Genomic DNA, 23,432 nt, shown 5'->3' with positions numbered 1-23,432 from the left:
CGGACTTCCCGAAGAATAGGGTGTACGGCGTGCCCCTGACACCCGCCCGTACCCTCCTCGGTGTCGCCCTGCTGCTGTCGAGCGCGGCGGCCTGTGGTGACACGGGCGGGCTGCGGGGCGCCGGACCCACGGCGACCGCGATGAGCCCGGACCGGCTGTGGCCGGATCTGACCCCTGCGGCCAGCCCCGCCTGGGACTACGACGACGGCGAGGCCGAGACCGTACGGGGGCTCACGGCTCCGGGCGACGACATCCACGAGCTGGACCCGGTGGCCGTCGTCCGCGCGGAGATCGCCCAGCACCCGGACTCCTACACGGCCACCAAGGCGCCGTACTACGAGACCACCCGCCGGATGGCCGACTGCGACGAGGGCGCGGCGAAGGGCCGGTGTCCCGTCCTGAAGCCGTACTACCGCGACCTCACCGGCGACGGCCGCGACGACCTGACGCTGGGCTTCCGGCTGCTGCCCGGCAACCAGACGGCCGTCCGCGTCTACACTTTCGCGTCGGGCCGGCTGGTGCGGGTCATGTCCAACGACGACGCGGTGGCCGGGGTGGAGCTGGCCGGTCGTTCCGTGATCATCCGTTCGCCGTCCGACATCGCGGGCTACGAGTACCGCTTCCAGTGGACCTGGGACCCCGACCAGCGCGTGATGCTGCTGACCCACGACGAGCTGCTGCGTACGGGCGGCACGAAGGGCTCGGCCTCGAAGCGGCCGTCGGCGTCCCCGTCCTCGTCCCCGCCCCCGTCATCGTTGTACTCCGCCTCGCCTGCCGTCTCCTCGTCCGCGAGTGGCCGATGAGGCTCGCGCTCCCCCGCCGGGCCGGGACGCTCGCGGCGAAGGCCGCCGCCTTCATCACCGTGATGTGCTGCGCGCTGGCCGCCCTGCTCGGCGTTCTCGTGCACGTGTCGGTGACGAACCAGACCGTCGGCCAGACCCGGGACCTCGCCCTGGACCGGCTGACGGAGGCGACGGCGGCCTTCGAGGCCGGAGACTCGCCGGCCCGGGGGGCCGGCGTCGATCCCCCGGACCTGCCCGGGCCGCTGCGGGAACTGGCGGCGGCCGGGGAGCGCGGCACGATGGTCGGCGAGCATCGCGGGCGCCCCACGATGTGGGCGGCGGGGCCGGTCGACGGCGGGCGGACGCTGGCCGTGGAGGTCGACTACTCGCAGGGCCGGCGGACGATCGACGGACTCGACCGGGCGATCGTGTGGTCGTCGGGGCTGGCGATCGGGGCGACGCTGCTGGTGGGCGCGTTCGCGGTGACCCGGGTGACCCGGCGGCTGCACACCACCGCGCGGGTGGCCCGGCGGATCACCGCGGGCGACCTGGACGCCCGCGTCGACGACCCCCGTACGAAGGATCCGACGCGGCCCCAGGACGAGGTCGCCGCGGTCTCCGCCGCACTGGACTCCATGGCCGCGTCCCTGCAGGGCAAGCTGCTCGCCGAACAGCGGTTCACCGCGGACGTGGCGCACGAGTTGCGCACACCGCTGACCGGGCTGCACGCGGCGGCCGAACTGCTGCCGGCGGGCCGGCCGACCGAGCTGGTCCGGGACCGGGTGGCGGCACTGCGCACGCTCACCGAGGACCTGCTGGAGATCTCCCGCCTCGACACCGGCCGGGAGCGGCTGGAGCTGGACCGGGAGCCGCTGGCAGCGCTGGCCGAGCGGGTGGTGCGGGCGTCGGGGACGGACACGGAGGTCGTGGTCGCTCGGGACGTGGCGGTGGAGACGGACCGGCGGCGGCTGGAGCGGGTGCTCGGGAATCTCGTGGTGAACGCGCACCGGCACGGGCGGGTCCCGGTGGTGCTGACGGTGGACGGTCCGGTGGTGACGGTGCGGGACCACGGGGACGGGTTTCCGGCCTACCTGGTCGAGCACGGGCCGCAGCGGTTCCGTACGGAGGGGGTTTCCAAGGGGCACGGGCTGGGACTGACCATCGCGGTGGGTCAGGCGGAGGTGCTGGGGGCGCGGTTGGTGTTCGCGAACGCTGCGGACGGCGGGGCGGTGGCCACGCTGACGTTGGGTTAGGGCGCTCGGACCCCTTCGGGGCGCCCTCCTATGGACCAGCGTGACGGGCGAGCGTGAGTCGGCACTCCTAATGTGGCGATTAGTCAACTTCGCCCCCTTCATGGAGGTACCGCCATGACCCTGCGTTCCCGCTGCGCCATAGCCGTCACCGTCGGCGCTCTCCTCGCCACCGCGGCCACCGCCGCCCCCGCCTTCGCGAACGACGACTGGGGTCAGGGACAGAGCAACGGCTCGGGACAGAGCCAGAGCGACAACTGGCAGCAGAACCAGAACGGCGATCAGGGACAGAACCAGAACAGCGAGCTGGGACAGACGCAGAACGGCGACTGGGGCCACCACGACAACCAGCGCTTCCACCGGGGCGTCGTCACCGCGAGCTCGCTCGCCCTGCGCAGCGCGCCGACCCGCGGCTCCCAGGTGATCCGGTACGCGGAGAGGGGCGAGATCCTCTCGATCTTCTGCCAGACCCGCGGCCAGAACATCCAGGGCGACCCCCTCTGGTACCAGATCGCGGACGGCATCTGGGCCTGGGGCGCGGCCCGCTACATCGACACCATCGGGCCCACCCCCCGTTGGTGCTGATGCCGGACGGGAACAAGATGCCCCATTTGGGTAGGTTCCGGACATGATCAAGGCCGGAACCACCGTCGTACAGGCGAAGACCCCCGCTGCCGTCGTACGCCTCCCCCGGCGCCGTGGCATCGAACTGGCCCTCATCGTCCTCGCCGTCCTGCTGTCCGTGTACGGCTACTGCGGCGTCGGCCTCGCCAAGAACGGCACCGTCCCGCCCGGCGCCGCGGGGTACGGCGCCGGGCTCGGTGTGCTCGCGCTGCTCGCGCACATCGCGGTGCGCCTGCGCGCCCCGTACGCCGACCCGCTGCTGCTGCCGATCGGCGTCCTGCTCAACGGGGTCGGCCTGGTCCTGATCTACCGGCTCGACCTGGAGACCCCCGGCGACCGGGCGGCGCCCACCCAGCTCGTGTGGTCCACGCTCGGGATCGCCCTGTTCATCGTGGTCGTCCTGCTGTTGCGCGACCACCGTGTCCTGACGCGCTACGCGTACGTCTGTGTGGCCGCCGCGATGGCCCTGCTCATCCTGCCGATCTTCTTCCCCGCGGTGAACGGTGCCCGGATCTGGATCCGGGTCGCCGGGTTCTCCATCCAGCCGGGCGAGTTCGCGAAGGTACTGCTCGCGGTGTTCTTCGCCGCGTATCTGGCGGCCAACCGCAACGCGCTGGCGTACACCGGCCGCCGCGTGTGGCGGCTCCAGCTGCCCACCGGCCGCGTCCTCGGCCCGATCGTCGCCGTCTGGCTGCTGAGCGTGGGCGTGCTGATCCTGGAACGCGACCTGGGGACCTCGCTGCTGTTCTTCGGCCTGTTCGTCGTCCTGCTGTACGTCGCCACCGGCCGCACCGGCTGGATCGCCGTCGGCCTGCTGCTGGCCGCGCTGGGCGCGGTCGCGGTGGGCTGGCTGGAGCCGCACGTGCACAGCAGGGTCGAGGACTGGCTGCACCCCTTCGCGTCGATCGAGGCGGGCCAGGGGCCGAACCAGCTCGCCCAGTCGCTGTTCTCCTTCGCCGCCGGCGGCATCCTCGGCACCGGCCTCGGCCTCGGCCACTCCGTCCTCATCGGCTTCGCCGCCAAGTCGGACTTCATCCTCGCCACGGCGGGCGAGGAGCTGGGCCTGGCGGGCCTGGCGGCGCTCTTCCTCCTCTACGCCCTCCTGGTGGAGCGCGGTTACCGGGCGGGCCTCGCCCTGCGTGACCCCTTCGGACGGCTGCTCGCGGTCGGCCTCGCCTCGATCGTGGCGCTCCAGGTGTTCGTGATCGCGGGCGGGGTGACCGGTCTGATCCCGCTGACCGGCATGGCGATGCCGTTCCTCGCCCAGGGCGGCTCCTCGGTCGTCACCAACTGGGCGATCGTGGCGCTGCTGATCCGGGTGAGCGACTCGGCCCGCAGCCAGTACGACGGGCAGGTGGGGCCGTGACCCGCTACATGCGGCGCTCCGCGTGCTTCTGCGTCCTGCTGCTCGTGGCGCTCCTCGTCAACGCCGCCCGCATCCAGGTCTTCCAGGCCCTCTCCTACGAGGACAACCCGGCCAACCGCCGTCACAGCATCGCCCGTTACGGCCAGCCGCGCGGCGACATCCTCGTCGGCGGGGTACCGGTGACCGGCTCCCGCGACACCGGCGAACAGCTCCGCTACGAACGGACCTACGAGGACGGGCCGTTGTACGCGCCCGTCACCGGGTTCGCCTCCCAGGAGTACGGGACGACCCTGCTGGAGCACTCCGAGGACGGCATCCTGTCCGGCACCGACCCGATGCTGTCGGGCATCCGGCTGTGGAACGACTTCACGCGCTCCGAGCCCTCCGGCGGCGACGTCGTGACCACCCTCGACCGGGCCGCGCAGCAGGCGGCGTACGCCGGACTGCGCGGGCGCAAGGGTGCGGTGGCCGCGATCGAGCCGTCGAGCGGGCGGATCCTGGCGCTGGTGTCGACGCCGTCGTACGACCCGGCGGCACTCTCCGGCAACGACGCGACGGTGGGCCGGTCGTGGGCGCGGCTGAACGGCGACGCGGACAAGCCGATGCTGAACCGGGCGGTCCGGCAGACGTATCCGCCGGGCTCCACCTTCAAGGTGGTGACCGCGGCGGCGGCGCTGGACGCGGGCGTGGTCACCGACGTCGACGCGCGGACCGACTCGCCGGCCCCCTACCGGCTGCCCGGGACGACGACGCGCCTGACGAACGAGTCGGACGGCTGCGAGGACCTCTCGGTGCGGGAGGCGTTCAAGTGGTCGTGCAACACGGTGTTCGCGAAGCTCGGTGTGCGGGTGGGCGTCAGCGACATGACGGCCACCGCGCAGGCCTTCGGCTTCAACGACACGGCGCTCAGGATCCCCTTCTCGGTGGCGCAGAGCACCTTCGACACCTCGGTGGACCGGGCGCAGCTGGCGCTGTCGTCGATCGGGCAGTACAACACGCGGGCCACGCCCCTGCAGATGGCGATGGTCTCGGCGGCGGTGGCCAACGACGGGCAGGTGCGGCTGCCGTACCTGGTGGAGCGGGTCACCCGGCCGAGCGGCGCCACGGTGACGACGGCCGGGCCGCGCCCCGCCCGGCAGGCGATGACCCCGGCGACCGCCGCCCTGCTGAAGGAGCTGATGACGGAGGTGGTCACCAAGGGCACCGGCACCAACGCGGCCATCCCCGGCGCCACCGTCGGCGGCAAGACCGGCACCGCCCAGCACGGCATCGGCAACTCCGGCACGCCGTACGCCTGGTTCGTCTCCTGGGCGCAGGACGACCGTGACATGGAGGCGAAGGTGGCGGTCGCGGTGGTGGTGGAGGACGCGGAGGCGGACCGGGGGGAGATCAGCGGGGGCGGGGACGCGGCGCCGATCGCGCGGGCGGTGATGAAGGCGGTGCTGGACTCGGGGCGCGGCGGGGGCTGAGGCCTCCCGCGCTCAGCGCGCGGCCGCCGCCGTGGACACCTCCTGGACCAGGGCGCTGGGCAGGGCCACGTACGCCGTCACGCCCGAGCCCTGGGTCGGCCGGAGTTCGGCGTGGGCGCCGAGGCGGGCGGCGAGCGCGCCGACGACGTGGTGGCCGAGGAAGCGGGTGGGGGCCTTGAGGAAGGCATCGCGGCCCAAGAGCACGGCGTTGGCCTCGGCCATGCGGGCGGCGGTCATGCCGATGCCCCGGTCGACGACGGCGAGGCAGTACTCGGCGCCGTCCCGCCAGCCGTAGACCTCGACGGGCTGGTTGGGCGGGCTGAACATCAGGGCGTTCTCCACCAGCTCGGCCAGCAGGTGGGAGAGTTCGGCGACGCAGTGGCCGCGCACCCGGCAGGGCTGCACGTCGGTGACGGCGACGCGCTGGTACTGCTCCACCTCGGCCACGGCCGACTGCACGACCTCGTGGACGGCGACCGTGCCCCGCCAGACCCGGCCCGGGGACTCCGCGCCGGCCAGCACGAGCAGCGACTCGGCGTTGCGCCGCATGCGGGTGGCCAGGTGGTCGAGTTCGAAGAGCTCGGCCAACGCCTCCGGGTCGAGCTCCTGGCTCTCCAGGGTGGTGATCAGACCGAGCTGACGGTTGAGCAGCGCCTGGTTGCGGCGCCCGAGGCTGGTCAGGGACTCGGTGCTGTTGCGGCGCAGGACGGCCTGTTCGGCGGCGAGGTCGACTGCGGTCCGTTCGACGTTGCGCAGGGCGGCGGCCAGGCGGGTGATCTCCCGTGCGCCGCCCGGGAGTTCGGGCTTCCCGGGCTCGGGCGGGAGCGGGGCGTCGGGGTCGGCCTCCTGGATGCGCCGCACGGCGGCGGGCAGTCCGGCTCCGGCGACGGCGTCCGCCTCGTCGGCGAGGGCGCCCAGGGGGCGGGTGATGGAGCGGGCCGAGAAGAGGGCCAGCGCGGTGGCCACGGCGAGGATCAGTGCGCCGAGGGCGAGGAAGCCGACGAGCTGCCGCGTGGCCGCGTCCCCGGTGTCCTCGGCGCGGCCCCGTACGTCGTCGCCGGTCTGCTTCTGCACGCCGTGCAGATCGTCGACGAGGGTGGTCATGTCGGCCCACCAGCGGGCGGGCGCGACCGAGAGGGCGGAGCCGTCGGCACCGCCCTCGGCCTGCTGCTCGTAGCCGGTGACCCGGCGGGCGGCGGCGGTCGCGAAGGCGTCGTCGAGGCCGGACTCCTGCCCGGAGGTGGCGAGTTCACGGAACTGGCCGAGCGCGGCGAGCCGGGCGGCGCGGATCTCGGTGAAGTCCAGGTACTCGCCGGAGCGGAAGCGTCCGGCGGCGAACACGCCGTTGAGGGAGCCGCGTTCGAGGGCGACGGCCTCGGTGGCGCGGGCCAGCGCCTGGAGGGCCTGCACCCCCTGGGCGATGTGGCGGTCGCCGTCGGGCGCGCCGGCCGACTCGGCGTCGATCAGGGCGGTGACGGCCTTGGTGTAGGCGGTCAGGGTGGCGGTTCGGCCGGCGTCGCCGGCGTCGACGTCGGCGCGGGTCGAGGTGAGTGCCGCGAGGGGCCCCTCGGCGGCGTCGAGGGCGGCGACGGTGGTGCCGGGCAGTTCCCCGCGCTCGTCGTCGAGCACCGTCCGCAGTTCCTCGCGGGCCTTCTCAGTACGGTCCCGCTGTGTGCGCACGTCGTCGCGGTACTCCTGGGCACCGCCCAACAGCCCGCTGGTGAGGCCGCGTTCGCGCTGTACTTCGTGGACGAGGTCCTGCACGCGCAGCAGGACGCCGACGTGCGACTCGGTCGCCCGGGCGTCGGACCAGTCGGCGGCGCGGCCGGCGGCGCCGAGTCCGATGAGGGCGAGCAGCAGGCAGGTCGGGACGGCCAGCACGATGGCCATGCGTCCGCGGATGGAGTTCCAGCCCGGCAGGGTGGACGGCCTCGGGCGGTTCGGGCGATGGGTGGTCGATACGTTCCCCGTCATGCCCCGTGAGGCTACGGGCGGGCGGGTCAGAAGGCGGTTTCTGGAGCGTAAGCCGACGGTGCACAGGTACTCACTCGGGCGGTGGCCGGGTTGTGAAAGACGGACAATGCCCATCTGATGAGACAGGGTCTAGGCCGCTCGCGGACTCCCGACCTATCGTTCGGTCCATGACGACAGCCGCCCCGCACGAACTCGCCCAGGTGAACATCTCCCGACTCAAGGCCCCTTTGGACTCACCGCAGTTGAAGGACTTCGTGGACGCCCTCGACTCCGTCAACGCGGACGCCGAGGCCGCCGACGGTTACGTCTGGCGACTGCAGAGCGAGGGCGGCGACGCGACGGACTTCCGTGTCTTCGACGACGACTGGCTGATCATCAACCTGACGGTGTGGCGGGACTCGAACGCGCTGACGGCGTTCATGTACCAGGGAGACCACCGCGAGATGCTCGCCCGGCGCAATGAGTGGTTCGAGCGCCCGACTGAGGCGATGACGACCCTGTGGTGGGTGCCGACGGGCCACCGCCCGACCATCGCCGAGGCGGAGGCCCGTCTGCTGCACCTGCGGGCGAACGGCCCGACGCCGTACGCCTTCACCCTGCGGACGTCGTTCCCGCCGGGGACGGCGGAGCCGGTGGCCGGGGAGGTTCCCGAAGGTCTGGGGTGCTCGGTGTAGGGCCTGCCCGGGTCAGTCGACCGGCTTCCGCATCTCGGAGCGGATCCGGAGGGTGGTCTCGGCGGCCGCGTCCAGGTCGATCTCGGAGGGGGCCTGCGTGTAGGTGTCCGCGGCCACCTCCGCGACGACGGCCGCCGTGTTGCCGTCCGCCCAGGCGCAGACCGGGTAGGTCATCTTCGTACCGAGCCGCTGCTGGGTGACGACCTGGCAGGAGATGGTGATGTCCGAGCCGGCCGGACGGAAGTCCCGCGGCGGGGCGGCGAGGCTCGCGCTCTCGGCCTCGGCGGCGCCCTCCAGCATGCTGTCGCGGTCGCCGTCGGGGTTCTTGAACTGGCCGTACATGCCCGAGACCATCAAGGCGCCTTTGGTCTCGTCGCCGCCCGCGCCGTAGGTGCCGACCTTGGCGTCGACGACCTTGGCGTCCCAGGCGCCGTCCATCTCGTCCTCGACCGACTGACCCTCGACGTCGGAGAGGTCCTCGGTCATCCGGTAACGGCCGTCCAGCAGCGTCCCGGGCAGCGTCAGGGCGTACTCGGACGCCGGGTATCCGCCGCCGACCCGCACGCCGATGCCCACCGCGATCACGGCGACGACCCCGCCCACGATGCCGAGAACGAGCCCGGTCCTGGTCTTCTTCGGGGCCGGCGGGACCCAGCCGCCGGACTGCTGCGGGTACGGGGCGCCGTAGGGCGGGGCAGGCTGATGGCCGTAGGGCTGCTGCTGCGGGTACGGGGCGCCGTAGGGGCCCTGCGGCGGCGGCCCGCCGTACGGGTTCTGCGGTGGATACGGGCTCTGCGGCGGGGTGGGTGTGGACACGTCAGAACGTTACTGCACTCGCGGGGACACAGGCGCCGCGTCAACAAGTCGCGCGAGGGGGATTGACGAGCTTGCTGACAGGCAGTCTCATAAGACGCGCGGGAGTGAACCGCCGGTAACAGACGACGAGGTCGACGACGAGGTGGATCAGCCATGACGACCCTGACCGAAGCCGACGCGCTCGACGGGCTGCGTGACGCGCTCGGGCTGCTCAAGGACCGGGAGCAGGTGGCCGAGCGGCTGCTCGCCTCCTCCGCGAAGCACTCCTTCGACCCGGACAAGGAGCTCGACTGGGACGCGCCCTTCGAGGAGGGCAAGTGGTTCTGGCCGCCGGAGCTGGTCTCGCTCTACGACACCCCGATGTGGAAGCGGATGAGCGAGGAGCAGCGGATCCTGCTCTCGCGGCACGAGGCCGCCGCGCTCGCCTCGCTCGGGATCTGGTTCGAGCTCATCCTGATGCAGCTGCTCGTGCGGCACGTCTACGACAAGGCGGCGACGAGCGCACACGTGCGGTACGCCCTCACCGAGATCGAGGACGAGTGCCGGCACTCCAGGATGTTCGCCCGGCTGATCTCGCACGGCGACACGCCCTGGTACCCGGTGAGCCGGGCACACCAGCACCTCGGGCGCCTGTTCAAGACCATCTCCACCACCCCGGGTTCCTTCACCGCCACCCTGCTCGGCGAGGAGGTCCTCGACTGGATGCAGCGGCTGACCTTCCCGGACGAGCGGGTGCAGACCCTGATCCGCGGGGTGACCCGGATCCACGTGGTCGAGGAGGCCCGCCATGTGCGGTACGCCCGCGAGGAGCTGCGGCGCCAGATGGTGACGGCGCCCAGGTGGTCGCAGGAGTTCACCCGGGTCACCTCCGGCGAGTTCGCGCGGGTGTTCTCGGTGGCGTTCGTGAACCCCGAGGTCTACACGAACGTGGGACTGGACCGGCACGAGGCCCTGGCACAGGTGAAGGCGAGCGGGCACCGGCGGGAAGTCATGCAGACCGGCGCGAAGCGCCTGACCGACTTCCTCGACGACATCGGGGTGCTGCGCGGGGTGGGACGACGGCTGTGGCGGTCCTCCGGCCTGCTGGCCTAGCGTCGGCCTGAGGACCGGTACCGGTCGAGGTCGGCCGGTACCGGCCGGTTCACGGTCGACCGTTACCGGCCGGTTCGCCCGGTTACCGGCGGAGGCGCGCCGGTTACGCTGCCCGTCATGACGTCCTCCGCCCCCACCCCCGCCTACCGCCGCCTCAGCGTCGAGGAGCGACGCAGCCAACTGCTCGACGCCGCGCTGTCGCTCTTCGCGCACCGGCTCCCCGAGGACGTGTCGCTCGACGACGTGGCGGAAGCTGCCGGGGTGTCGCGCCCGCTCGTGTACCGGTACTTCCCGGGCGGCAAGCAGCAGCTGTACGAGGCCGCCCTCCGGTCCGCCGCCGAGGAACTGCAGAAGTGCTTCGACGAGCCCCACGAGGGGCCCCCGCTCCCCCGCCTCGCCCGCGCCCTGGACCGTTACCTCGACTTCGTCGACCAGCACGACGCCGGCTTCAGCGCCCTCCTCCAGGGCGGCAGCGTGGTCGAGACCTCCCGCACGACGGCCACGGTGGACGGCGTACGGCGGGCCGCAGCCGAGCACATCATGCGGCACCTGGAGGTCACCGACCCCGGTCCCCGGCTGCGGATGACCGTCCGCATGTGGATCACGGCCGTCGAGGCCGCCTCCCTGATCTGGCTGGACGAGGACAAGCAGCCGCCCGCCGGCGAGCTGCGGGACTGGCTCGTGGAACAGTTCGTGGCGGTCCTGTCGGTGACGGCGCGGCGCGATCAGCAGACCTCGGCGCTGGTGGAGACCCTGGCCGCCGGTGGCTGAGACCGCCGGCGGATGGCCGACACTGGTGCCGTGAAGAGCGAAGACACCCCCTTCGAGGGCGGCCCCATGGACGGCCGGGTGCTGCCCGTCCTGCTGGGCGCCACCGGGCACCCGCCCAAGACCTACCGCATCCCCGTCCCCGACGCCGCCGGCGGCCCGCCGACCGTGCTGGTCTACCGCCGGGTCCCGCGCGCGCACAGCAAGCGTCTCGGACTCCACCAGGGATGGAAGTACGCGTACGACCCCACCGGACAGGCCGGCCGGCGCAGGTGGCCCTGGTCCAAGCCGGACGCCACCGACGGGTGACCCCGTTGCGCCGAACCGCGCACACTCGGCGCGCGGACCCGCCACCCACGTCCCATGCTCGCGGTGCGGAGCGGAAGTGCTGCCCCGCATCGGAGGTGATGACGTGTCAGGAAGGCTTCTCCGCCTCGTCTGTACGGCGGCGATGGCGGCCGGAACCGTCCTCGCACCCCTGCCCGCCGCGGCCGTGCCCGAGCCCCCGGAACCCGCTCGGCGTTCCGTCGCCGAGCTGCTGACGGACCTTCAGGGGCTGTACCAGGAGGCCGAGCGGGCCACCGAGACGTACAACGCCACCGAGGAGAAGCTGAAGCAGCGGCGCGCCGAGGTGAGGCGCCTGGACGCCGAGCTGTCGCGCGCCCGGCTCTCGCTGCACGACAGCCGCAGGGCGGCCGGCCGGCTGGCCCGGCACCAGTACCAGAACAGCACCGACATCTCCCCGTACGTCCGGCTGCTTCTCGCCCGCGACCCCGAGCACGCCCTCGGCCAGGGGCATGTGATCGGCCGGCTGGCCCGCGAGCGCGCCGAGACCGTGGGCCGCCTGACCGGCAGCGAGAAGAGGGCCGACGGCCTGGCCCGCGCGGCCCGCAAGGCCCTGGACGGCCAACTCACGCTGGCCGTCCGGCAGAAGAAGGAGCGGGACGCCGTGGAGAAGCGGCTGAAGGAGGTCGAGGAGCTGCTCGCCTCGCTCAGCGCGGAAGAGCTCGCGGCGATGGCCGAGTTCGAGAAGAACGGCATCGCGAAGGCCCAGGACGCGTTCATGGCGTCCGGCGCCCTCAGCAGCGAACGCAAGCCGTCGGCGGAGGGCGACCGGGCGGTGCGGTACGCCGTGCGCCAGCTGGGGAAGCCGTACGAGTGGGGGGCGGAGGGGCCCGCGTCGTACGACTGCTCGGGGCTGACCTCCGAGGCCTGGGGGCGGGCCGGGGCACCCATCCCCCGGACCAGCCAGGAGCAGTGGGCCGAGCTGGAGCGGATCCCGCTGGAGGAGCTGCGGCCCGGGGACCTCGTCGTGTACTTCCGCGAGGCCACCCACGTGGCGATGTACCTCGGCGACGGGATGGTGGTGCAGGCGCCGCGGCCGGGCGCGAAGGTCAAGGTGTCGCCGATCGCGGCCAACCCGGTCCTCGGGGCGGTGCGGCCCGATCCGGGCGGGGAGCCCCTGCTGCGGTACACGCCGCCGGAGCTCCCCGAGGACGCTCTGGAGGGGTCGGACGAGGGTTACGCGCCCGCGGCCCCCGAGACCTCCATCAGGTAGCCCTCGGTCTTCCTCGGGTCGTAGAAGAAGTTCTCGAAGTCGGCCGGGTCGTCGAAGGCGTTGGCGAAACGATCAGCCACCGGCGGCAGCTGCCCCGCCGCCCCGATCAGGTTCAGCACGTGCTCCGGCGGCGGGGCGAGCATCGCGTTCGTCCACTTGGTGACGTGCTGCGCGGTGTCCCAGTACCGGTCGAACGTCGCCCGCATCCACTCCTCGTCGAACTCCTCGTCCCCGCGCTCGACGATCGACGCGAGATACGCCGCCGCGCACTTGGACGCCGAGTTGGAGCCCTGACCGGTGATCGGGTCGTTGGCGACGACCACGTCGGCGACGCCGAGGACCAGGCCGCCGCCGGGGAGGCGGCCGACGGGGTTGCGGACGGTCGGGGCGTAACGGCCCGCCAGGGTGCCGCCCGCGTCGGTGAGCTCGGCCTTCGTGGCGCGCGCGTACTCCCAGGGGAGGTACCGCTCCATGAGTTCCAGGGTCAGGGAGAGGTGCTCCGCCGGGTCCTTCACACCGTTGAAGACGTCCAGCGGGCCGCCGGGTATGCCCTCCCAGAAGAGGATGTCGGCGCGGCCGGAGGTGGTGAGGGTCGGCATGACGAACATCTCGCCGACACCGGGGACCAGGTTGCAGCGGACCTCCTCCATGTCCGGGTGCTCCGGGCGCGGGCCCAGACCGTGGACGTAGGCGACGGCGAGGGCGCGCTGCGGCTCGCTGTAGGGGGACCGCTCGGGGTCGCGGGCGAACATCGACACCAGCTCGCCCTTGCCCGCCGAGACCAGCACCAGGTCGTACGTACGGGAGAAGTAGTCGAGGTCGCCGACCGCCGCGCCGTGGATGACCAGCTGGCCGCCGCGCTGCGCGAACGTCTCCATCCAGCCGGCCATCTTCACCCGCTGGTCGACCGACTGCGCGTACCCGTCGAGCGTGCCCACCCAGTCGATCGCGCGGGCCGCGGGGCCCTCTTCCCACGAGCCCGGGGCGGCGACCGAGACGCCGAGTCCTTGGATCTTCGGGGCCTGGGACTCCCAGAAGTTCAGCTGGAGATCGCGCTCGTGCTGGAGTGCCGTGTGGAACATGCACTGCGTCGACATGACCCGGCCGGTACGGATCTCGTCCGCGGTCCGGTTGGACATCAGGGTGACCTCGTATCCCTGCGACTGGAGGCCGAGGGCGAGCTGGAGTCCGGACTGACCGGCTCCGACGACGAGTATCTTCCGCATACGGGACTGTTCTCCTACTCGGGTGTGACGTCCAGCGCGTGGCCCACCAGAGCCAGGAGGGTCTCGATGGCCGAAATCCGGCGGCGCGCATCCATGATCATTACAGGTATGTGCGCGGGGACCGTCAATGCCTCCCGCACGTCCTCGGGCTCGAACCGCTCGCTGCCGTCGAAGTGGTTGACCGCCACGATGTACGGCAGCCCGCAGCTCTCGAAGTAGTCGAGCGCGGGGAAGCAGTCCTTGAGGCGCCTCGTGTCCGCGAGGACGACGGCGCCGATCGCGCCGCGCACCAGGTCGTCCCACATGAACCAGAACCGCTGCTGGCCCGGCGTGCCGAACAGGTAGAGCACCAGGTCGTCGTCGAGCGTGAGGCGGCCGAAGTCCATGGCCACGGTGGTGGTCAGCTTGCCGGGCGTGGCGGTGAGGTCGTCGTGCTCCTCGCTCGCCTCGGTCATCAGCGCCTCGGTCTGCAGGGGCGTGATCTCCGACACGGCGGTGACCAGCGTGGTCTTGCCGACGCCGAACCCGCCCGCCACGACTATCTTCGTGGCTATCGGGGCGCGGGTGCGGTCCGTCTGCCAGGGCTGTACGGGCCCCTCGTCCTCGAGAAGCGGGGAGACGCCAACGGCGTCAGAGACGACGGAGTCCACTCAGCACCCTTTCCAGCAGAGCCCGGTCCGGCCGCCCCGTGCCGTGACCGGTTCCTGTTCCGTACACCCGGATCCTTCCCTGGTCCGCGAGGTCGCTGAGGAGCACCCGGACCACGCCGAGCGGCATCTTCAGCAGCGCGGCGATCTCCGCCACCGTGCGCATACGGCGGCACAGTTCGACGATGGCCCGCATCTCCGGCATGACCCGGGTGTTGAGCGAACCGTTCGTCAGTTCCCTGCGCTCCTCGGCGGCCTCGATCGCGGCGGTGGTGGCCACGAACGTCTCCACGAGGAGAACGTGCCCGAAGCGGGTACGGCCGCCGGTGAGCGAGTAAGGGCGCACCCGCGCCGGCTTGCGGTCGGAACCGCGCACGGGGAGCCTCTTCGGCGTACTGCTCATCGGGTACTCCCCGTCGGCGTCGACTCGTGCTCCAGGGATTGCCGCAGCTCGCTGCGGAGTTCGGGCGTCAGGACGTGGCCGGCCCGGCCCACGAACAACGCCATGTGGTACGCCACGACACTCATGTCGCAGTCGGCGGCACCGTGCACACCGAGCAGCGAACCGTCGCTGATCGACATGACGAACAGGCTGCCCTCGTCCATCGCGACCATGGTGTGCTTCACCGGGCCGGAGTCCATCAGCCTGGCGGCGCCGATGGTGAGGCTGCCGACGCCGGACACGATGGTGGCCAGGTCGGCGGAGGAGCCGCGCGGGCCGGTGGGCTTGTCCGCTCGGGTCTCTCGCGCCTCGGCGTTGCGGCCGGGGTCGGAGGAGAGCAGGAGCAGGCCGTCGGAGGAGACGACGGCGACCGACCGGATGCCGGGCACCTCCTCGACGAGATTGGTCAGCAGGAAATGAAGATTGCGGGCCTCACGGCTCAGTCCGAAGGTACTGGGCGCGGTCAACTGCTTGCCTCCTCGGCTGTGCCCCCCGTGGCTTCTTCGGATGCTGCGGATTCCCTGACGGGTGCCTTGTGTTGGCCCGTCTGTTCGGAGATCTCCGTCTCTACGTCTCGGTAGCCGGCCTCCGCCCCCCGGCGGAAGCCGCCCAGGCGGCGGCGGAGCGCTTCGGCGTCCACGGATCCACCGCGTTGCCGCTGCGCTGGGGCAGGTGCGGTGATCTTCGGGGTGCGCTTGGGCAGACCCTTGTCTGTGACGAGCTCCTCCGGTTCGTCGGGGACTCGCTCGTGTTCCGTCTCGGCCTCGGCCCCGAGGGATCCGGCCTCGCTGCCGAGGGATCCGTCCTCGGCGTCGGGGGATTCGGTCCCGCCGTCGAGAGGTTCGGCCCGGCCCGCACCGGCCGTGGCGCTGTCGTCGCCGGCCGCGGCGGGTTCGGGGATCAGGAGCTCCATCGTGGTCTCGACGGGCGCCTCCCCCTCCCGCTGCCGTACGGCCGTCTCCGCGAGCGCGACCAGCGGGTCGTCGTGCTCCGAACGGCCGTAAAGGATGTTGGAGTTGACCTCCGCGTCCGCGCCCGGCAGGGAGAAGCCGTGGGTGCCGCCGCCGGCCGTGTGCGAGGACGCGGAAGGGACGGCGGCGGTCGGCGCGGGCGCCAGCAGGGTCTTCGGCAGGACGACGACGGCCGCGATGCCGCCCTGCTTCTGCTCGCGCAACCGCACGCGGACGCCGTGCCGGTGGGCGAGGCGGGCGACGACGTACAGGCCGAGACCGAGGCCTTCCTCGTCGCCCTGGTCGTAGGAGTCGTACGTCGTCTCGGGGGCGAAGTCGGCGAGGCGGGCGTTGAGCTGGGTCAGGCGGTCGCCGGTCATGCCGATGCCCTCGTCCTGGACGGACAGCATGACCTCGCCGCTCTCCAGGAGCCAGGCGGAGACCTCGACGGGCAGGTCGGGCGGGGAGAACGAGGTGGCGTTCTCCATGAGTTCGGCCAGCAGGTGGGAGAGGTCGTCCGCGGCGAACCCGGCGATGTGGGCGTGCGGCGGCAGGGCGGCGATGCGGACCCGCTCGTAGCGCTCGATCTCGCTGACCGCGGCGCGCACGACGTCGACGAGCGGGACGGGGCCGGCGGTCTGCTGGACGTGTTCGGTTCCGGCGAGGACGAGGAGGTTCTCGCTGTGCCGGCGCATGACCGTGGCGAAGTGGTCGAGCTTGAACAGCGTGGCGAGCCGGTCCGGGTCCTGCTCGCGCTCCTCCAGGCCCTCGATGACGGCGAGTTGCCGCTCGACGAGGCCCAGGGTGCGCAGCGCGAGGCTGACGAAGGTGGCGCCGATGCTGGTGCGCAGCCGCTCCATCTGGGCGGCGGACTCGGCGAGTTCGGCCTTGAGCTGCTCGCGGGCGTCGGCCATCTTCTGCCGCTGGCCGACCAGGTGCTTGCGGTCGGCCTCCAGGGTGGAGACCCGCTCGACGAGGGCGGCCGCGTGCGCGTGCAGGGCGTTGACCGAGCGGACGACCTGGGCGAACTCGTCGTTGCGGCCGGTGAAGGCGACCGGTTCCTCAGCGGTCGGGTCCTCGGCTCCGGCGAGGCGGGCCGAGCCCCGGCGCAGCACGGACAGCGGCCGGGTGAGCGTGCGGGCCATGGCGGTGGCGATGCCGACGGTCAGCAGCATCAGGGCGCCGAGGACGGCGATGCGGATCTCCAGCGCGGTGACGTCGTCGTCGCGCAGCTGGGCGAGGTCCTTGACCCGGCGGTCGTAGAGAGCGGCCTCCGCGCCGCGCATCGCGTCGATGCGGGCGGAGAGGGCGGCGTCGACCTTGGTGGCGCTGGTGGCGAGCTCGCCGTCGGACAGGGCCGGCTGGTCGGTGAGGGTGGCGAGGTACTTGTCGGCGGAGTTGACCTCGGGGCCGGTCACCGTGGCGTCGTAGCGCGCCTTGGCGTCGGCGGGCGCGGTCTCGGCGAAGTCGGCGAGGGCGGCGTCGGAGCGCAGGCGGGCCTGCTGGGCGGCGGCGGCGAGGGCGTCGCGCTGCTTGGCGTCGGCGTTCGAGGAGGTGGTCTCGGTGGACGGCAGGCCGGTGACCGGGTCGATCACGGTCTGCGTCGTCGTCGGCACGGCGAGGGCCGCCAGGAGCAGCCCGCGGGTGGCGGCGGCCTGCTGGACGGCGGAGTCCAGCTCGGCGAGGGCGTATCCGCCGGAGCCCGCGCGGGGCGGCAGTTGTTCGGCCAGGTGCTCGGCGAGCCGGTGCAGGTCGGTGATGGCGGCGGAGTACGCCTGGTGGGCTTCGAGGGCACTGCTCTTGCCGCTCAGCGCCGCCCGGCGGACGGCCGCGATGCCGTCGAGGTCGCCGCGTACTCCGGCGGGCAGGTCGGTGTCGGCGTGCAGCTCCTCCACCTGCCGGTCGACCCGGGCGCTGCGCTGCTCGCTGGGCGCCTTGGACTTGGGGCGGCCGGCCGCGATGTACGGCGTCACCTCGTCGCGCTCGTCGGAGAGCGAGTGGGCGAGCGCGAGGGCGTCCTGGGTCTGCTCGGCGAGGACCACCAGGTCCTGGGAGTCGCTGAGCTCCCCGGAGGCGGTGACCAGGGAGGGCGCGCCGGCCCCGGCGATGGCGGCGGCCACCACGGCGACGGCGAGAATGAGCCGGGTGCGGACGTGGGTGGCCCGGCCCTTGCCGACGGGGGTGCTCGGGGCGCCGGGGGTGCCGGACGGACCGGGGACGGGGGTGCCGGGCGTGCTCTCCACGCCTTTTTCGGAGGCCGCCTTCTTGCCTGTACGACGAGGCCGCGTCTTCTGCACCGGTGCTCGCATTCCTGACTCGTGAGTACCCATGGGCCGGGTTACGCAACGTCACCGGGTGTCGACTCTGCGTACGCCCGGTACGGTCCCCGACCCTCCCAGTGCCGGTGGGCGGTGACCGCGCATCGCTGGACCCGCCACCCGAAGGAGTGAACCTCGGAGGAGAGTTGGCGGGCAAGTTCCTCCGGCTCGTGCGGCACCCTTGCACGGTGGGCCGGTTGGACGTCGGCGGCGGGCGGTGGCAGGATTCGCCGCCACGTCTGCCCGGAGCGAACCATTCCACCCCAAACCAGGCGCCTGACCTGCGCGGCTGCGGCAATTCGGCGGCCGATGCCAGACTTCTGCGCACCTTGTGAAGAGCTCGTGCAGACTGGCCGGATGCGCATGGAACTTGTTTCGGAGCCCGGCGATCCGGCCCGCCCCAACGAGGACTTCGCCGGCGTCGCCCTACCGGCTGCCGGGCTGGGCGGTGTGCTCGTGCTCCTGGACGGCGTGACACCTCCGCTGGGTGCGACGGGCTGCCTGCATCCGGTGCCCTGGTTCACCTCACGCCTCGGCGGGGCGCTGACCGAACTGGCCCTTTCCTGCCGAGATGTGACGCTGCCGGACGTCCTTTCCCGGGCCATTCTTCGAACAGCCGAGGCCCATCACACCACTTGTGATCTTTCTCACCCACGCACCCCGCAGGCAACGGTGGTTGTGGCCCGCTGGTCGCCGGAGTCGGTGGAGTACCTGGTCCTGTCGGACTCGGCACTGCTGATCGAGTCCCCCGACGGCACGGTGACCGCTCAGCTGGACGACCGCCTCTCCCGCCTCCCTCGCTCCGCCCTCGCGACGGACGCCCTGGTCGACTCCACGGTCCGCAACAAGGAGGGCGGCTTCTTCACGGCGGCGGCGGATCCGTCGGTGGCGGAGCGGGCGGTGACGGGCGTGCTCCGGCGCTCGGAGGTGCGGGCGCTGGCCGCCCTGACGGACGGGGCGACGCGGTGGGTGGAGCGGTTCCGGGAGGGGGACTGGGGGGACTGCTTCACGTTCGTACGCAAGGAGGGGGCGGGGGATCTGGTGGAGCGGGTGCGCGAGCTGGAGCGCGGGGATGCGGAGAGCCGGGAGTTCCTCGGCCGCGGCAAGACGCATGACGACGCGAGCGTGGTGTACGTGGAGCTGTGACGCGGACTCCCCCGTCGAGGCCCCGCTCCTACTTCTCCATCCCCCGGTTCAACTGCTGCAGCAAACGCGCCAGTTCCCCGACCTCGCGCGGATCCCAGTCGGCGAGCCGCCCGGCGTACCGCGCCCGGCGGGCCTCGCGCACCCGCCGTACCCGGCCCTGGCCCTCCTGGGTGAGCGCGACCAGCCAGGCCCGGCCGTCGGCCGGATCGGGTTCCCGGGCCACCAGCCCGAGCTCCTCCAGGGCACGCAGTTGGCGGGACATGGTCGCCTTGCCGACGCCGATGTACGCGGCGAGCTCCGTGGCCCGCTGGCGGCCGCACTCGTCGAGGCGGATGAGGAGGCCGTACGCCGCCGACTCCAGGTCCGGGTGGACCTCGCGGGCCATCTCGCCCTGGTTGGCCCGGGCACGCCGCAGCAGGACGGTCAGTTCGCGCTCCAGCGCCAGGAACGCGGGCTGGTCCACACCGCTCGCGGACCCACCCCCGGAGGGGGGACCCCCGGACGCGACTCCGCCTCCGTCGCCGTTTCCGTTGTCGTGCACGTCAGCCCCTGCCTCGGATTTTCCCGGTCCTGAAAGTTCGCCGCCGAACGCCGTCATCGCCGCAGCTCCGCCAGTATTTCGCAGGGCTGGACCAACGGCAGCGTCCGGACCTCCTTCCGCCCCGGTGTTCCGGCGTGCGCAACCCGCTTCACCGGGCCTGACTGGCATGCCCACGCCAGCAACAGGATGACGGCGGATCGTGCCCTGTCACCCGCCTCCCCCTGCCACCGAGCACCACCGAGCCATCGAAGGCACGCTGTGTACGTGCTCAGACACCATGTGCCCAGACCCGACGTGCTCCGCGCCCTCCGCCCCCTCCGCCCCCTCCATCCCCGGCGCCACTTCCTCGCCGGCCTCCTGCTCGCCGCCCTGCCACTCGCCCTCACCGCCCCGGCCTCCGCGGAGACCGCCCCCAGCCCCGCCCGCGGCACCGCCCGCATGGGCATGGGCGTCCTCACCCACGACGGCCAGAGCGGCGTCCCCGCCGACACCCGCGCCGCCCACACCGAGGGCGTCGACGTCTCCAGCCACCAGGGCAACGTCGACTGGCCGACGTTGTGGGGCAGCGGGGTCAGGTGGGCCTACGCGAAGGCGACCGAGGGGACCTACTACACGAACCCGTACCACGCCCAGCAGTACAACGGCTCGTACGACGTCGGCATGATCCGCGGCGCGTACCACTTCGCCACCCCGGACACCGCGGCCGGCGCGGCCCAGGCCGACTACTTCGTCGACCACGGCGGCGGCTGGTCGCAGGACGGCAGGACGCTGCCCGGCGTGCTCGACATCGAGTGGAACCCGTACGGCGACGCCTGTTACGGCAAGACGCAGAGCGCGATGGTCGGCTGGATCCGTGACTTCCTGAACCAGTACAAGGCGCGCACGGGCCGGAACGCCGTGATCTACACCGCCACCAGCTGGTGGACGCAGTGCACCGGCGACCACGCGGGCTTCGCCGCCGCCCATCCGCTGTGGATCGCCCGCTATGCCCCGACGGCGGGGACGCTGCCGGCCGGCTGGAGCGGCTACACCATGTGGCAGTACACGTCCTCCGGCCCGACCGTCGGCGACCACGACAAGTTCAACGGCGCACTGGACCGGGTCCTGGCTCTCGCCAACGGCTGACACCCCGGAACGGACAGGCGAAGGCCCGGGCCTCCCTCACGAGAACCCGGGCCCTGCCTCATCCGGCGACGTCCGTCACGCCGCCACCGGAACCTCCGGCGCGGCCCCGTGTGTCGCCGGGGACAGCGCCAGCTCCAGGACCTGGCGGACGTCCGTGACGGCGTGGACGTCCAGCTTGTCCAGCACCTCGGCCGGGACGTCGTCCAGGTCGGGCTCGTTGCGCTTCGGGATGATGACGGTGGTCACCCCTGCCCGGTGCGCGGCGAGCAGCTTCTGCTTCACGCCGCCGATCGGCAGGACCCGGCCGGTCAGCGAGACCTCACCGGTCATCGCCACGTCCGTACGGACCAGCCGGCCCGACAGCAGCGACGCCAGCGCCGTCGTCATCGTGACGCCCGCGCTCGGGCCGTCCTTGGGCACCGCGCCCGCCGGGAAGTGGATGTGCACGCCCCGGTCCTTCAGGTCGGCCACCGGCAGTTCGAGCTCGGCGCCGTGCGAGCGCAGGAAGCTCAGCGCGATCTGCGCCGACTCCTTCATCACGTCACCCAGCTGGCCGGTCAGGGTCAGCCCCGCCGCGCCGGTCTCCGGGTCGGCCAGTGACGCCTCGACGAACAGGACGTCACCGCCCGCTCCCGTGACCGCGAGGCCCGTCGCCACGCCCGGCACCGCGGTGCGGCGCTCCGCCGGGTCCTGCGCGGACTCGGGCACGTGGTGCGGCCGGCCGATCAGGGCGCGCAGATCCTCGTCCCTGACGGTGAACGGCAGCTTCCGCTCGCCCAGTTCGTGCTGGGCCGCGATCTTGCGCAGCAGCCGTGCGACGGACCGCTCCAGGTTGCGGACGCCCGCCTCACGCGTGTACTCGCCGGCGAGCTTGCGCAGCGCGCTCTCGTCGAGCGTGACCTCGGCCTTCTCCAGCCCCGCCCGCTCCAGCTGACGCGGCAGCAGGTGGTCGCGCGCGATGACGACCTTCTCGTCCTCGGTGTAGCCGTCGAGGCGGACCAGCTCCATACGGTCGAGCAGCGCCTCCGGGATGGCCTCCAGCACGTTCGCGGTGGCCAGGAAGACGACGTCCGACAGGTCCAGCTCCACCTCCAGGTAGTGGTCCCGGAAGGTGTGGTTCTGCGCCGGGTCGAGAACCTCCAGCAGGGCGGCGGCCGGGTCGCCCCGGAAGTCGGACCCCACCTTGTCGATCTCGTCGAGGAGCACCACCGGGTTCATCGACCCGGCCTCCTTGACGGCCCGGACGATCCGGCCGGGCAGCGCGCCGACGTACGTACGCCGGTGACCGCGGATCTCGGCCTCGTCCCGGACGCCACCGAGGGCGACCCGCACGAACTTCCGTCCCATCGCGTGCGCGACGGACTCGCCGAGCGAGGTCTTGCCGACACCGGGCGGGCCGACCAGCGCGAGCACGGCGCCACCACGGCGCCCGCCGATCACACCCAGCCCCCGGTCGGTACGGCGCTTGCGCACCGCCAGGTACTCGGTGATCCGCTCCTTCACGTCCTGCAGACCGGCGTGCTCGGCGTCCAGGATCGTCTTGGCGCCCTGGATGTCGTACTGGTCCTCGGTCCGCTCGTTCCACGGCAGTTCGAGGACGGTGTCGAGCCAGGTCCTGATCCAGGATCCCTCGGGCGACTGGTCGCTCGAGCGCTCCAGCTTGTCGACCTCCTTGAGGGCGGCCTCGCGGACCTTCTCGGGCAGGTCGGCGGCCTCGACGCGGGCACGGTAGTCGTCGGACTCCTCGCCCTCCTGCTCGCCGTTGAGTTCGCGCAGTTCCTTGCGGACGGCTTCCAGCTGGCGCCGCAGCAGGAACTCGCGCTGCTGCTTGTCGACGCCCTCCTGGACGTCCTTGGCGATGGTCTCGGCGACGTCCTGCTCTGCGAGGTGGTCACGCAGGTGCTGGGTGGCGAGCTTCAGGCGGGCGACCGGGTCGGCCGTCTCCAGAAGCTCCACCTTCTGTTCGGTGGTCAGGAAGGGCGAGTAACCGGAGTTGTCGGCGAGCGCGGACACGTCGTCGATGGCCTGCACCCGGTCGACGACCTGCCAGGCGGCGCGCTTGCGCAGCCAGGCCGTGGCAAGGGCCTTGTACTCCTTGACCAGTTCGGTGACGTGACCGGGCAGCGGGTCGGGCACGCTTTCGTCGACCTTCGTCCCCTCGACCCACAGCGCCGCACCCGGCCCCGTGGTCCCGGCGCCGATCCTCACGCGGTCACGTCCGCGGATCAGCGCACCCGGGTCGCCGTCGGCCAGCCGGCCGACCTGTTCGACGGTGCCGAGCACTCCGGTGCTCGCGTACGTTCCGTCGATCCGTGGCACCAGCAGAACCCTGGGCTTACCGGGTTCCGAGCGTGCGGCGGCCTGGGCGGCCTCCACCGCGGCGCGCACATCGGCGTCGTTCAGATCCAGCGGAACCACCATCCCGGGCAGCACGACCTCGTCGTCGAGCGGCAGCACGGGCAGGGCGAGCGGTGTGAACGCCGTGGACTCAGCAGCCATGATCTCCCCTTCGGCAGTCAAGTTGAGCTATGCCGACTCAATGCACCTGAGCCCCGGATTGTTCCCTGGGACGCGTTCGCTGTGAGCGATCACTGGCCAACCCGCCTCCGACCAGGCACGTCCTGACGAGCCGACGATCGCTCCGACGCCTCCGCGGTCCCCGTC

Annotated in this window: 21 protein-coding genes; 12 read left to right on the top strand and 9 right to left on the bottom strand. The window is 72.3% G+C overall.

The window, feature by feature from the left end:
* Positions 1 to 29: 29 nt before the first annotated feature.
* From ACZ5XS_RS03110 to ACZ5XS_RS03090, 5 genes are all read left to right on the top strand, one after another.
* Complete coding sequence (locus ACZ5XS_RS03110; RefSeq protein ID WP_468647439.1) at positions 30 to 803, top strand: hypothetical protein; 774 nt, start codon at positions 30 to 32, stop codon at positions 801 to 803.
* The gene (locus ACZ5XS_RS03105) at positions 800 to 2,035 is read left to right on the top strand and encodes an ATP-binding protein (RefSeq protein WP_468647438.1); all 1,236 of its coding nucleotides are present in this window, start codon (positions 800 to 802) and stop codon (positions 2,033 to 2,035) included. Before ACZ5XS_RS03110 ends, ACZ5XS_RS03105 begins: the two co-directional genes overlap by 4 nt.
* A gap of 114 nt (positions 2,036 to 2,149) precedes the next feature.
* Positions 2,150 to 2,617: an SH3 domain-containing protein gene (locus ACZ5XS_RS03100; RefSeq protein WP_468647437.1), complete on the top strand. Its 468-nt coding sequence runs from the start codon at positions 2,150 to 2,152 to the stop codon at positions 2,615 to 2,617.
* A gap of 43 nt (positions 2,618 to 2,660) precedes the next feature.
* Positions 2,661 to 4,022, top strand: a complete 1,362-nt coding sequence (locus tag ACZ5XS_RS03095; RefSeq protein WP_468647436.1) for an FtsW/RodA/SpoVE family cell cycle protein — start codon at positions 2,661 to 2,663, stop codon at positions 4,020 to 4,022.
* An 8-nt stretch (positions 4,023 to 4,030) separates the two neighbouring features.
* A complete protein-coding gene (locus ACZ5XS_RS03090) occupies positions 4,031 to 5,491 on the top strand; it encodes a peptidoglycan D,D-transpeptidase FtsI family protein (RefSeq protein ID WP_468647518.1) in 1,461 nt (486 codons plus the stop codon).
* A gap of 12 nt (positions 5,492 to 5,503) precedes the next feature.
* On the opposite strand, the gene ACZ5XS_RS03085 is transcribed toward ACZ5XS_RS03090, so the two are convergent.
* The gene (locus ACZ5XS_RS03085; protein ID WP_468647435.1) at positions 5,504 to 7,465 is read right to left on the bottom strand and encodes a sensor histidine kinase; all 1,962 of its coding nucleotides are present in this window, start codon (positions 7,463 to 7,465) and stop codon (positions 5,504 to 5,506) included.
* A gap of 167 nt (positions 7,466 to 7,632) precedes the next feature.
* Between ACZ5XS_RS03085 and ACZ5XS_RS03080 the strand changes: the two genes are divergently transcribed.
* Positions 7,633 to 8,139: a DUF3291 domain-containing protein gene (locus tag ACZ5XS_RS03080; protein WP_468647434.1), complete on the top strand. Its 507-nt coding sequence runs from the start codon at positions 7,633 to 7,635 to the stop codon at positions 8,137 to 8,139.
* Positions 8,140 to 8,151: 12 nt separating this feature from the next.
* Here the strand turns inward: ACZ5XS_RS03080 and ACZ5XS_RS03075 are convergent, their stop codons facing one another.
* The gene (locus tag ACZ5XS_RS03075; RefSeq protein ID WP_468647433.1) at positions 8,152 to 8,955 is read right to left on the bottom strand and encodes a hypothetical protein; all 804 of its coding nucleotides are present in this window, start codon (positions 8,953 to 8,955) and stop codon (positions 8,152 to 8,154) included.
* A gap of 153 nt (positions 8,956 to 9,108) precedes the next feature.
* Between ACZ5XS_RS03075 and ACZ5XS_RS03070 the strand changes: the two genes are divergently transcribed.
* From ACZ5XS_RS03070 to ACZ5XS_RS03055, 4 genes are all read left to right on the top strand, one after another.
* The gene (locus tag ACZ5XS_RS03070) at positions 9,109 to 10,047 is read left to right on the top strand and encodes an AurF N-oxygenase family protein (RefSeq protein WP_217239391.1); all 939 of its coding nucleotides are present in this window, start codon (positions 9,109 to 9,111) and stop codon (positions 10,045 to 10,047) included.
* 117 nt (positions 10,048 to 10,164) lie between these two features.
* Positions 10,165 to 10,818 (top strand): TetR/AcrR family transcriptional regulator, encoded by a 654-nt coding sequence (locus ACZ5XS_RS03065; protein WP_468647432.1) that lies wholly within the window; start codon positions 10,165 to 10,167, stop codon positions 10,816 to 10,818.
* Between the two features lie 12 nt (positions 10,819 to 10,830).
* On the top strand, positions 10,831 to 11,124 hold the full coding sequence (locus ACZ5XS_RS03060; RefSeq protein WP_468647431.1) for a hypothetical protein: 294 nt from the start codon (positions 10,831 to 10,833) through the stop codon (positions 11,122 to 11,124).
* A 103-nt stretch (positions 11,125 to 11,227) separates the two neighbouring features.
* On the top strand, positions 11,228 to 12,373 hold the full coding sequence (locus tag ACZ5XS_RS03055; protein ID WP_468647430.1) for a C40 family peptidase: 1,146 nt from the start codon (positions 11,228 to 11,230) through the stop codon (positions 12,371 to 12,373).
* On the opposite strand, the gene ACZ5XS_RS03050 is transcribed toward ACZ5XS_RS03055, so the two are convergent.
* From ACZ5XS_RS03050 to ACZ5XS_RS03030, 5 genes are read right to left on the bottom strand one after another with little or no spacing between them, the layout of a single operon-like run.
* Entirely contained in the window at positions 12,337 to 13,599 is a 1,263-nt protein-coding gene (locus tag ACZ5XS_RS03050; protein WP_468647429.1) for a styrene monooxygenase/indole monooxygenase family protein, read from the bottom strand. The two genes, ACZ5XS_RS03055 and ACZ5XS_RS03050, sit on opposite strands and share 37 nt — an antisense overlap.
* A 14-nt stretch (positions 13,600 to 13,613) precedes the next feature.
* Positions 13,614 to 14,249 carry a GTP-binding protein gene (locus tag ACZ5XS_RS03045; protein ID WP_468647428.1) on the bottom strand — a complete coding sequence of 212 codons (636 nt, stop codon included), beginning with the start codon at positions 14,247 to 14,249 and terminating at the stop codon, positions 13,614 to 13,616.
* On the bottom strand, positions 14,230 to 14,649 hold the full coding sequence (locus ACZ5XS_RS03040) for a DUF742 domain-containing protein (RefSeq protein WP_468647427.1): 420 nt from the start codon (positions 14,647 to 14,649) through the stop codon (positions 14,230 to 14,232). Before ACZ5XS_RS03040 ends, ACZ5XS_RS03045 begins: the two co-directional genes overlap by 20 nt.
* Positions 14,646 to 15,155 carry a roadblock/LC7 domain-containing protein gene (locus ACZ5XS_RS03035; RefSeq protein WP_468647426.1) on the bottom strand — a complete coding sequence of 170 codons (510 nt, stop codon included), beginning with the start codon at positions 15,153 to 15,155 and terminating at the stop codon, positions 14,646 to 14,648. The genes ACZ5XS_RS03040 and ACZ5XS_RS03035 overlap by 4 nt, the downstream gene beginning before the upstream one ends.
* The gene (locus tag ACZ5XS_RS03030) at positions 15,152 to 17,935 is read right to left on the bottom strand and encodes a sensor histidine kinase (protein WP_468647425.1); all 2,784 of its coding nucleotides are present in this window, start codon (positions 17,933 to 17,935) and stop codon (positions 15,152 to 15,154) included. Before ACZ5XS_RS03030 ends, ACZ5XS_RS03035 begins: the two co-directional genes overlap by 4 nt.
* Before the next feature lie 378 nt (positions 17,936 to 18,313).
* Here ACZ5XS_RS03030 and ACZ5XS_RS03025 point away from each other — a divergent pair, with 378 nt between their 5' ends.
* Positions 18,314 to 19,102 (top strand): hypothetical protein, encoded by a 789-nt coding sequence (locus ACZ5XS_RS03025; RefSeq protein ID WP_468647424.1) that lies wholly within the window; start codon positions 18,314 to 18,316, stop codon positions 19,100 to 19,102.
* Positions 19,103 to 19,130: 28 nt separating this feature from the next.
* On the opposite strand, the gene ACZ5XS_RS03020 is transcribed toward ACZ5XS_RS03025, so the two are convergent.
* Positions 19,131 to 19,643, bottom strand: coding sequence for a MarR family winged helix-turn-helix transcriptional regulator (locus tag ACZ5XS_RS03020; protein ID WP_468647423.1), 513 nt, complete (start codon positions 19,641 to 19,643; stop codon positions 19,131 to 19,133).
* 294 nt (positions 19,644 to 19,937) lie between these two features.
* On the opposite strand from ACZ5XS_RS03020, the gene ACZ5XS_RS03015 reads away from it, so the two are divergent.
* A complete protein-coding gene (locus ACZ5XS_RS03015; RefSeq protein ID WP_468647517.1) occupies positions 19,938 to 20,768 on the top strand; it encodes a lysozyme in 831 nt (276 codons plus the stop codon).
* Between the two features lie 75 nt (positions 20,769 to 20,843).
* Here ACZ5XS_RS03015 and lon read toward each other — a convergent pair whose 3' ends face one another.
* Positions 20,844 to 23,267: an endopeptidase La gene (gene lon, locus ACZ5XS_RS03010; protein WP_468647422.1), complete on the bottom strand. Its 2,424-nt coding sequence runs from the start codon at positions 23,265 to 23,267 to the stop codon at positions 20,844 to 20,846.
* Between the last annotated feature and the right edge of the window lie 165 nt (positions 23,268 to 23,432).

This window comes from Streptomyces sp. NPDC033131 (genome assembly GCF_055578365.1).
The sequence above is the reverse complement of the archived record's forward strand: the minus strand, read 5'-3'. Positions and strand labels throughout refer to the sequence as shown.